Consider the following 11400-nt stretch of genomic DNA (forward strand, 5'->3'; position numbering starts at 1 on the left):
AAGTTAATGTTTTAGCTCTTTTTGCTCTACGGCCTCTCGCGCATGACGAGAAATGACAACTTCTTCATTCGTCGGGATTACCCAAATCTGAATCTTGCTGTCCGCCGAAGAAATCATGACTTCTTGCCCGCGCGGCGCATTGGCATTTTTCTCGGCATCGTACTTAACACCCATCCACGCAAACGATTCCAACACCTGCGCCCGAATGGTCACGGCGTTTTCCCCCATGCCGCCCGTAAAGACAATCGCATCCGCGCCGCCCAAAAGACTAATTAAGCCTGCGCCCTCCTTGGTAATGCGAAGGCAAAACAGATCGACGGCCTCACGCGCATTGGGGGAATCGCTCTTCAGCAAAACGCCCATGTCGTTGCTAATCCCCGATACGCCGCGCAGACCCGAATCATGATAAAGCATCCGCTCAATCGCCGGTTCATCCAGCTTGGCTTCGCGCAGGAAGTACAAAATCACACCGGGATCAAGCGATCCGGGACGCGTCCCCATCATAAGGCCGTCTAAAACCGAAAAGCCCATGGAGGTTGTAAAGCTCTTTCCGCCCTCCATCGCACACATGCTCGCGCCGTTGCCAAGATGCATGACCAGCGTCTTGCCCGCATAGGCCGCGGGCGCGACTTCCTTCATCCGGCCTGCAATGTATTCATAGGAAAGGCCGTGGAAGCCATAACGGCGCACGCCCTTTTCATGCCAGATGCGCGGAATGGGATAGCGCGTCTGCAAGGAGGGAATCGTCGTATGGAACGCTGTATCAAAGCAAGCAACCTGCGGGACATCGGGACGGATTTCCTGAATAAACTCGACAATGTCCAGATTGAACGGCTGGTGAAGCGGCGCTAACGGAACCAGCGTCTTTAAATAAGCAAGGATATAGGGGCGCACGACCGAAGGCTTGGCCAAATCGCCACCATGCACGACGCGATGGCCAACACCAACCAAGACAACTTCAGGCATAATCGCATCAAGCCAGTCTAACAAAATACGTGCGGCGTCCGAAGGCGACTTGCAAATAGCATCCGTGACAACAGGTTGCGTCTTGCCATCAAACCCAGAGCCCTTGGCTTCAAAAACCGCTTTTGTGCCGATGCCCGTGATCGAACCGCGGCCGATGCAATCATCCCCGCCAACAAACAAAGCGAACTTCAGGCTCGACGAGCCCGCATTCATTACCAGAACGGCGGATTTCTGCTCCATGATTTATTCTCCCATCCGGCTTTTTTGTTCAATGTTAGCAAGCACCGCTAGAGCTGCCGAGGCGAGGCGCGCGTGAGCGGGATCGGCACGGCTTGTCAGCATGATGGGAACCTTGGCCCCCAAAACAATGCCCGCCGCCTCAGCCGCACCAAGATACGCCAATTGTTTAGCCAGCATATTGCCCGCTTCAATATTGGGAACGATAAGCACGTCAGCTTGTCCCGCCACGCGCGATTCGATATTCTTGATTTTAACCGCTTCCATGCTAATCGCGTTATCAAAAGCCAAGGGACCGTCCAGAGTCGCGCCAACGATCTGCTTACGATGCGCCATCTTACAAAGGATCGCCGCATCCATCGTCGCCGGCATGTGGAAGCTAACCGTTTCCGCTGCCGCCAAAATGGCAACCTTGGGGTCCAAAAGCCCCAGCGCATGGGCCATGTAAATGGCGTTTTGGGTGATGTGCTTCTTGCACTCAAGGTCAGGGGCAATGTTCAGCGCCGCATCCGAGATCAAGAGCGGGAACTTATAGGTCGGCACATCCATCACAAAAATATGGCTCATCCGGCTCTCGGTGCGAAGGCCCAGATCCTTATGAACAACCGCGCCCATCAGCTCGTCCGTATGAAGGGCCCCCTTCATCAACGCGCCAACCCTACCTTCGCGGGCCATGGCCACGGCCACGATGGCCGCTTCATGGCTATGGGTAACATCAACAATTTCACAGCCTTCAAGGGAAACACCCGCCGCTTCAGCAGCGGCCTTAATCTTCGCTTCGGGCCCAACCAAAATAGGCCGGATCAATCCGGCCTTGCGAGCTTCGTCCATGCCCGTTAAAGAGGAATTATCGCAAGGGTGCACGACAGCGGTAGGCAGCGCGTCATGGCCTTGCGCCTTTTGGATCATCATCCCCATGCGATCATGGTGCAGAATGTTAATCTCCGGCAGGTCTTGGCAACTATGGCGTATTTTGTCCAGCGGAGCCAAAACGGTAGCAATGCCGATGATAACCTCTTCGGCACGTTGATTGATGCCGATGCAGTTCAGTGTAACGGTTTTGTGCTCTGGATCTTTGGACGCCACGGTTACCGTGACCTCAATCGTGTCATCAGGCCGCACGGGCTTAAGGAACTTAATTCCCTGCTCTAAATAAACCGTGCCCGGACCAGGCAGCTTGGTTCCCAAAACAGCCGAAAACATCGCGCCGCTAAGCATGCCGTGAGCGACAACGCCGTGAAAACGACCCTTAAACGAAAATTCTTCATCAAGATGCGAAGGGTTATTATCCCCCGACACAACGGCGAAAAGCTCAATATCGCGCCGCGTGAGCTTGCGCGTGATCTTGGCAAAATCGCCGACATTTATTTCATCAAACGTCTTATTTTCAAGAAACGTCTCAGTCATGGGCTGGATCCATTCAATTTGAGAAACAGGAAACGACAAGGGAGCGGCATCTTCCCGAAAGACAAGGGGGAAGCGCGCCAAAGGGTAGGCCTCATTTGTACATTAACCATAACCGTTTGTCAGCTTGAACTTGCGCAGGCAGAGGAAAATTGGGTTTTTGGGGTCGATTGTGCCGAAAACATCACGCCAGCCCTAGAATCAAGAGGCCGGAATCAATCTGTTATAAAGCGCGATCATTTGTTCGGTCACGGCCTTGCGCGTGTAAGTACGGCTGTAGGTATCAAACCCTGCCGCGATCATGCGGCGACGCAAGGCTTCATCCCCCAAGGCCCGCGCAAGGGCTTTCCCCAAAGCGTCAGAATCGTCAATCGGCACCAAAAGGCCATTCTGGCCGTCCTCGATATGGGCGGCGGGGCCAGCGCTTTTGGCGGCCACCAAGGGGGTTCCGGCCGCCCAAGCCTCTAAAATAACCGTCCCGAACGGCTCATAACGAGAAGGTAAAACGCAGACATTCGCCGCCCTTAATAGCGCGCCACGATCCGTGCGCCAGCCCAAAAACCGGACACGAGATTCTAACCCCAGCTTGCGGCACAATTTTTCCAAATCACCGCGCAAAGGCCCCTCGCCAGCCAGCCAGAAAACGGCATCGGGGACAAGTTTGGCAGCGTGAAGAAGCGTGTCCAACCCCTTCTTTTTATGCAGACGTGACAGGGCCAGAATAACGGGCGCGGAAGGGGGCGTTTGGAGCGTTGTCCTGTCCACAGGGCTTTCCTCACGCACATCGGGAAAGGTGGGGACGTAAAAAGCTTTGTCCGCCGCCACGCCCTTGGCAACCTGATGCGCGACGATATCTTTGGTAACACCCACAAAATAGCTGCAACGCTTGAAATTTTTGGGATCGTAATAACCACCGAACCAGCCAATGACGGGGCACGTCAAGCCAGAGGGCAACAAGCTGGCCGCGCGGCGCATCCAGCAATGGATCAAATCAGGCTTCTCTTTTTCAATAAGCCTTTTTAACCGCCAACGCTGAAGAGGGCGAAAAGGAAAGCTTAAAACGCCTGTATCGACCCGCACGCCTGCCGCCACCAGCTCGGCCGTGCGCGGCGCATCGACCGCCACCACGGCAAGGCCGTCAATGCCGCTAGCCTTAAGACTAAGCAGAATATCGACAGAATAGGTCTCGGCGCCCCCCTGTCCCCGCCCTGCCATGATATGAAGGATGCGCACCGTTTAATCCGAATCTTTTGTCGGGTCGCTGCCAAGGCCTTTATTCAACTTGCCCGCCATACCTTCAATGTAAGCCGCCATGTCGTCGGGCAGTTTTAGCTTCGTGATGTCGGCTCCGTCCGCCTCAACTTCAACGCGCGGCGCGATACTGGTGTCAAGATCATGGGGAAGGAATCCGCCCGTCTCCACACCGCCCAACGAGGGCTCTTCAAAAGAATCCTCTTGGCTCTCCGCCTCTTGCGCCGACGAGGCCCCAGAAGGCAAATCCCACGGCATAGCAACAGCGCTGCCTCCTGCCGTCTTAGCCGGCGCCTTAGTAGGCGCACGCGCGGCTGTCGCTGGGGGGGCCGCCGCCTCATCATCGCCCTCAAACAACCGCTGCGCTGATGTCGCCACCTTCGGCAACCCGCCAACCGCTGCCGCAACGACTTCGGCAGGCGTTTTTCCTGCGTCTCTAGCCGCCGCAAGCCCCTTAACAAGACCGGCAATTTCGGGCGGCGTTTTTGGCGCGGGGGCCGCGTCTGCCGCCGTCCATGAAGGATCATTCAGCCGCGTGGCCACCTCATTGATGATCCTCTCGCGATTCTTAAACAAATCGGTTGTCGCAGGGACGGGCAAAAGCTTGTGAACGCGCAAAGCGCCAGCCCGATCAGGCACAGCATAAAACATACGGGCACGCACAATGTATTGCGCGAAAAGCATATGGACTTCACCTTCGCGCTGACCGCGCAAATGGTCATAAACCGCACGCGGACGAACCTGCAACCCCGTAGATTGATGGTTTTCATAAAAAGTGTGCGCCATAAACAAACTTGAAATGGTGTCGGTTCTCGCCTGCATGCCGCTAGCATCCATAACAAATTCAGCCCCCGCGTGATCTTCAAAAAACTTTTTCGTGTCACCGGGGTCTTCGATCTTGCCAAAAATTTTCAAGTTACAGTTGGCCAGAATGGATTGGGCCTCTTGCTTCACGCGCTTTTCCATCGACGGCAAATCCTGCGCCGCGAAGATCAACGAAAAACCAAGAGAGCGCGCTTGCGCCGCCATCACGGCCATTCCCGGCGCGGTGTAATACCCCACCTCATCAAACACCGCCATAAACGAAGATTGCGAACGCGTCTGCTTGCTGCCAATGGCACTTTCCCAACTGCCTTCGACCGTGTTGCCCAGCGTCGCGCCCATCATGCCCTTCATGCTGGCCACAACAATTTTACCAAGGTTGGCCGCTTCATCTCCCGATTTTTCAAGCGAGGGAATAAGCACGACAAGAACGCGGCGATTGATAACAACATCCAAAACATCGACATCGGCCAACTGGGCGCGGAAAATATAGCCATAATCGTCAGCCAGCGATTGCAAGGAACGCGTGAACTGCATGGACAGATAGCCATGCTGTTGCCGCGCAACCTGCAAATCATACATAGGTTGATCGGGCGAAGGGGGCTTCTCATTCCCCTCATCGTCAAACGCCGCGTCGATATAGCCTGGTAGCGTCGTCAAATAGCCCTGTAACCCGCGCAAGATGCGCTCAGGCAAATCGGGATCGCGCGAAAGACGAATAATCGCGGGCAATTCAATATAGTCACGGAGCGCGCTAACATCGAGCAAGATATCGCCGCGATCACGTTTCCATGTCAAAGCAGGCATCAATGCACCCATCAAGGCCACGGCACGTTCTTTCCACATGGCGTTATCGCCGCCCGCATCAGGCATCAAGCTAACGACCATGTTGGTGATATAAGAAGCCGAGCCGTTGGAAAACGGGTTCATCGTATTCGAGACAGCACCGCTGTCCGAGTTTGCGGTCATATAGTTGAGCGCCAGAATGTCGTCGTCGCGACCAAAGCGCCGCACAAGGGCATAAAGCGATGCCCACAAATCCGTATCGGCCTTACCATCGACATACACGAAGCCTGATCCCCACGTCAGGGAATTGGCGACCAAAGACTTCAGACCCTCGGTCTTTCCCGAACCCGTCGTTCCCAAAAAAAGCATATGCGTGCGAGCATCCGCGTTGGTAAGCCAAAGCTCACGTCCCTTTTCTGGGTGACGATCCTCATCCAGATTGCCAAGGAACAAAATGCCCTCCGACTTGCCAGAGCCCCCTTTTCCGGGGCTGGGATTATGGGCATCCGGCAAAGGCGCGGCCTGCATGGGCATTTTTAAAGGGAGCGTAAGCTCCGTCTTGATCAAAACCCAACGGGCATAATAGGCCATCCCGACAAGGATAAGGTCACCCCACGCCGCAGCAATAGGGGACGCCAAGACGCCAATAACGGCAAGAACCGCGACAGCGGCAAAAACATCGGGCTTATTCCAATATTCCTTAAGCCGCACAGAGACAGGGCGGACGTCTCGAATATAATCGCGATAAGGAACCTTATGTTTGTCTAAAAGAGTCATAAACTTTCTTCTCCTCGGGCCTCCCTTATTGAAGGCATTTTTACTTCTTACGGCACGCGCGGCAAGACATCGTCAGCGATAGCGGGCACGCCCGTGTGAATTTCTGCGGGCGATCCCTCAGGGCGCGCGCCCACTTCTTGCGTCTGCTGCGGCTGCGCCACAGACGTCACCTCGGGGCTTGACGCGCTCTTCACCGTAAAGAAAGAGAGCCCAACAAAAAGGAGCGCCCCCAAAAGGATCACCCAAACCAGAAACCGCAGAAAACGTGAGCCGCCCGTCAAGGGGCCGCTGCTACGCCCCAGAGCCCGCAGCACGACCCCATAGGCTTTTTCAGCCTCATGCCGTTCATCAAAAGTAGCCACAACCAAAAGATCGCCTTGCCCAAGCTGGGTATAGCCCAACTCCCACGAACCCTCTTTCTCATGAAGAGAAACGGTCGTGTTTGACATTTTCTCAAGATCAACCTGCCACACCAAGGGGGGCGAGCTCATCTGAAACGCCGCCAAAAGAAACGGCGCAGGGCCGCGACGCACAATCTTGGCGCGAGCAGGGGTATCTTTGATCAAAATCGAAAACATGGCTTTCTCCCTCTTCCTTCATGAGCCGCCCTCTAAGCGCGACTTTTTCCTTCATAGGGCGGCACGGTAACTTGATTATCGCCCATATATTTGTTCAACGTGATAAAAACCGTTTCAAAGCGCGGAACGACAAGGGCTTTATGCGCCAGATCTTCGGCCATAAAGTGAGCCATCGCACCAGCCCCCTCCGTATGAAAAGAACGCCGCCCCAGATTGTTAAGAGCATACCACAAGTCGCGATCCACGCCACGCAACCATAAAAACTGTGCCGCCGCCAAAACGCCGCCCATAAAACGAGCCCACTTTAAGACGCCAATGACCGCCGTTGTCCGAAAGGCATGGTTCTTGGCAACATTTAAAACCTCACCTCCGATGGCGGAGTCCTTCAATATTTTTTTGATTTCGGAGACCATCTCCGAAGGAAAGCTCATGCCCTTACTCTCGGACCAACAGGCAGAAATCCGCCCCAAAAGATCGTCGCTTTCATCGCGTTTTTGAACGCCCTTAAGCGCAAAAGCCGCCAAAAGCGCTTGGATATAAAGGGGCAGCTCTTGATAATTTTCTGTCCAGCGAGGCCCTAATTGCAAGGAAAGGGCGCGATGAACTTCCTCGCGGCGCGGAATTCCCTTCACAATAGGAATCTGGTGAAAGGACAGCCATTCCTCAGGCGCAAGCGCCTCGGCAAAAAGAGGCAGCTTTTGCGGAACACGCCCCCCCAGCACACGCGCACTATGCTTAGAAGGATTGAAGGAAACAATCGGGGCAATAACCTTCCATATTGACGACTGCGTCTTGATAAAACTTTCAAGATTATGCCGTTTTTTGTACTCGTTTCGCACAGATTTGAATATCGCATAATAGGCCACAAAACCACAAAACACAGCAACAGGCCACTTTATATACGATCCCACAAAAGCTCCGACAAAGCCAAGGCTTGTGGGCGTCATATTATAGTACTGCAACGCCTCGTTCGCAGGCAAACGGGCTAAAGCGGCACTACCGAAACAACCCAAAGCGGCCTGATAGGCTTCATGCGAGGGCATAAGGTCGCCACCATGCGCCTCACGCAACCACATAAAACAAGAGGAGGCCTGCCTATCCACCAAAGCCAACGGCGCAATCTCTACCAGTTTGACATAGCGGACGAATTCCATAAGCGGCTGGTTAAAAAAATGCCAAATGACCCAACCGATGCCGCCGAAAATGGTGACAAGGATTAAAAGAGTCCACGTTGGATCATCCGTATTATTTGCTGAGGCCATTTCTTTTTTGCATCCTGTTTAAAACCCAACACAAACCAAGAGAAGAATATACGATATCACCCTAAGGCAACCAACCCTCTTCTTTGGTTAATGCCCCTGTGGCGAGGCGGGGACTCTTTTCTTTTTTGCGCCCCTTCGCGCCACGAACACATGGCGATAAAGCCCCTATCGCTTTGTTTTTCTTAGGATTGCTCCTTGAGCAAATTTTCACGAACTGTCTTGATAAGCTCATCCGCCAATTCGGCAATCACCACACTTGTTCCAGCGGATTCAACTTTTCCGGACTCTGTCCGCTGAACAACGCGACGGCGAATTTCCTGTCGTGCCGATCCGCTTGGGAAGAATCGCGCCAACACGCGACGCGCCAAGGGCCCGCCAAGGGCAGTATAAAGAGCGGTGCGAAGATCGACATCTTCCCGCGACGTTGAAAGCGCCCACAACTCGATAGGGCCAAGCGTGTTGACCAGATGCTGCTCATACCGTCCCTCATTAGTGCTGAGGAGAAGGAGAACGGGCGCGCCGCTAGGACGCGGCCCCGTCAAACGATAGCGCATCACCCAACGCGCCGTATCTGAAAGGCCAAAGCGTTCCGCCGTTTCATTGATCGCACGCTCGGAAACGGCCGTGCCGCAAACCCAAACGCCCGTCGCCATATCGACCATATCGTTGCTGAAATCTTCCAACAACTGGGAGGCCAAAACGATTTGCACGCCCCATTTGCGTCCTTCGCGCATATCACGCACGACCTGCGCCCGAACGGCCGCCGTCTTGCTTGTACGGTGGAACTCGTCAAAGCACAGCCGCTTGGGCGATTCACGAATATCGCGGAATCGCTCTTCGTGATAGGGGCGATATTTCTCCGGCATAAGACGGATTGAATCCGGCCCCAGCCACCACGCACGAACCAAAACGTGGCGCGCCAACATATACATGACCGCCGTTTGACGATCGGCGGCATCATCGCCTTGAGGCGCGACATCCTGCAAATCAACCGCCGCAATGCGCGTTGTGCCAATATCAAAACGCGTGATAGAGGCCAAAATGGGGAACTCACGCACTGCCGAGGCAATCATACGATCAAAGGCATGGATGATGGACTCTGCCGAAGAACCAATCGACGTCTCTTCTAGCAACGCACGGATCTGGGGACGGCGAGCCGATGTCACGGCGTCCACAAGCGTCGGAACAGCATGGCGCTGCGCGAGCATACATTCGTGATGCGCCCCTACGTCATACAAAGCATCCACAACATCCCACCAATAAGGATCGACGGGTAGATGAAGATTATACTTTTTAAGCGCCTCATCAACATCCGGCTCCATGTTCAAAAGATACGGCCGAGGCTCAGTGTTCGCACCTTTATCATCACGCCAACGATACATCTCGTCTACGCACAGACCGACAAGCTGCGCCATACCGTCATAAGGGGTCGTCTGCCCAGGCGCCGTACAAAGCAAAGTGAGCAGCTCCGTCAAATAAGACCGCTCTTCGGGCAAAGGATAGCGGCAGCCTAGCTGCGTATCGAAAGGATTGACCGAAAACTCAGGCGCCATCTTCAGCTTAAAGTGCATGGCCTCATGCCGCCGCTCAAGCGGCAAGGAGTCACGAATCAAAGCAATCAACCCAGCCGACGACGGCCCGATATCCAAGATAGCAATGTAGGGAAGGCGCGTATTGCCCGCCGACAAAATGGTTCCCAGATTCAGCGCGTTCATCAAAACCGACTTACCAGAGCCGGGTTGCGCAAAAATCAAATCGAACCACGTTGTCGTCAACGAGCTGCCCGTCTGATAGGGCCAAATACGCCCATCAGAGGTACGAAAGACGACTGAGCCCTCCTTAAACGGCGACGATGCCCGTTGCCACGGCAAAAGTTTCAAAACATCGCGAAACGGCGCAATGGCGGGCGGTGCGGTTGATGCACACGCGATCCCCAGCGCCGAGGAAAGGGTCGCCTCTAAAGGATCCCCCCCTGCTGACGAGCCCTGACAATAGCCCCACGATTCCAACGCCTGCGTCAAAGAGGCAAGGCGCGTTTCAACCAGTTTGACCTCACGCGCGGGGGCATAGGTCGAAAGCGAAATACGCAACCGCACAACAGGCTCGCTTTGTGACAATTCCTGAAGCGCCTTGAGCGATTCACGAATCTGGCGATTGACTTCATTTGTAAAGGCAAGAACCGCCGATAAGAACGTGCGGAAAGCCGTGCCCTCAACGCCCGCGCTTTCAATCAAAATCGAAAGATGGAAGGGCATGTCTTCATTGATCATACGCGCCAAAAGCTGCGGGAACGGCGCAGGATCCGCAGGGCCGAGCGTCATATCAACGCCGCCCCAACACAAATCACCGATCCGCACGATGGTGGGTTTGACAATTTCGGCATCGCCCGTGCAAAGCTGCCGACGCAAGGGCGGCCACAAAACCTCGGAAGCATCCGTAGGTTCCGAAGAAGCATGCGGCGTAATGGGATCGCCAGGCACATTGGCCTTCCATTCATCATGTCCTAGCGTCGGATACAAACTCGCCCTGATCGCCGCCAAAGATTGGTGGACAGAGGCCACACTGGCCTTAATCGACAATTCTTCAAGAACGGAAACCATTCCCGAAACATAGCCCTTGTGGCGCGAGACAAGTGGCCCAAGACCCGCAAAAGGATGCTGCGCATCATTGGCAACCACCCATTTTTGATCAGCCCTAAGACGCAAGGCTTCCTTCAGCTCCATCGCGCTAACCGCTTTGGGACGCGTCCACAAAACGAAATAGACTTCCTCGTGCGCTAGATATTGGGAGAGGTGGCGCTGCCGTTCATCAAGCAAATCGTCAAGATCCAAGCCCGACATTTGGGCCGCCGCGCGGTTGCTTTTCATCGCGCTGGCAAGATCACTTCCCACCATATGGGGGTCACGCATAAAATAAACCTGAAGCGCATAGCCGGGGCGATCAAACCGAGAGCCAAGCTTCATCGTGGCTTGTTCGACAATCCACTGATATTCGGCGTCCCCGATAATTTGCCGCGAGCCATGAATCTGGACAATGGACATCAAAGAGCCGTCGTCAGCCACCAGCGTTGTGCCATCCTGCGCCGTTTCAAGGCGAATAAAGGATTCTATCGGCTGCCGCGCCGCGACAAGGACAGACGCCACAATGTGATCAAGAACATTTAACATAGGAAAGCCTCTATTAAACCCCAGCGGAAGGGACATCTCAGAACAAGAAGGAGGGGACCCCCACCACGTTACGCACAAAAAGAAGAGCCAGCAAGCCTCCCCTGTTTTAAGGGGAAGATTATGAACATTTGACTAACGCGCCAGCCCAAG

The 11400-nt window shown here is 54.5% G+C and carries 7 protein-coding genes; all 7 read right to left on the minus strand.

Annotated elements, in window-relative coordinates; genetic code table 11:
- Positions 1–3 precede the first annotated feature (3 nt).
- Positions 4–1206, minus strand: a complete 1203-nt coding sequence (locus WC612_01455) for an acetate/propionate family kinase (protein ID MFA6279446.1) — start codon at positions 1204–1206, stop codon at positions 4–6.
- Positions 1207–1209: 3 nt separating this feature from the next.
- Entirely contained in the window at positions 1210–2610 is a 1401-nt protein-coding gene (locus tag WC612_01460; GenBank protein ID MFA6279447.1) for a bifunctional enoyl-CoA hydratase/phosphate acetyltransferase, read from the minus strand.
- Positions 2611–2808: 198 nt separating this feature from the next.
- Positions 2809–3840, minus strand: a complete 1032-nt coding sequence (locus WC612_01465; GenBank protein MFA6279448.1) for a glycosyltransferase — start codon at positions 3838–3840, stop codon at positions 2809–2811.
- 3 nt (positions 3841–3843) lie between these two features.
- Positions 3844–6243, minus strand: a complete 2400-nt coding sequence (locus WC612_01470) for a type IV secretion system DNA-binding domain-containing protein (GenBank protein ID MFA6279449.1) — start codon at positions 6241–6243, stop codon at positions 3844–3846.
- A 47-nt stretch (positions 6244–6290) separates the two neighbouring features.
- Positions 6291–6821, minus strand: a complete 531-nt coding sequence (locus WC612_01475) for a hypothetical protein (protein ID MFA6279450.1) — start codon at positions 6819–6821, stop codon at positions 6291–6293.
- A 32-nt stretch (positions 6822–6853) separates the two neighbouring features.
- Entirely contained in the window at positions 6854–8083 is a 1230-nt protein-coding gene (locus tag WC612_01480; GenBank protein ID MFA6279451.1) for a hypothetical protein, read from the minus strand.
- A 182-nt stretch (positions 8084–8265) separates the two neighbouring features.
- Positions 8266–11250: a type IV secretion protein IcmB gene (locus WC612_01485; GenBank protein MFA6279452.1), complete on the minus strand. Its 2985-nt coding sequence runs from the start codon at positions 11248–11250 to the stop codon at positions 8266–8268.
- Positions 11251–11400: the final 150 nt, after the last annotated feature.

The organism is Bdellovibrionales bacterium, from assembly GCA_041662785.1.
GTDB lineage: Bacteria > Pseudomonadota > Alphaproteobacteria > UBA9219 > UBA9219 > UBA8914.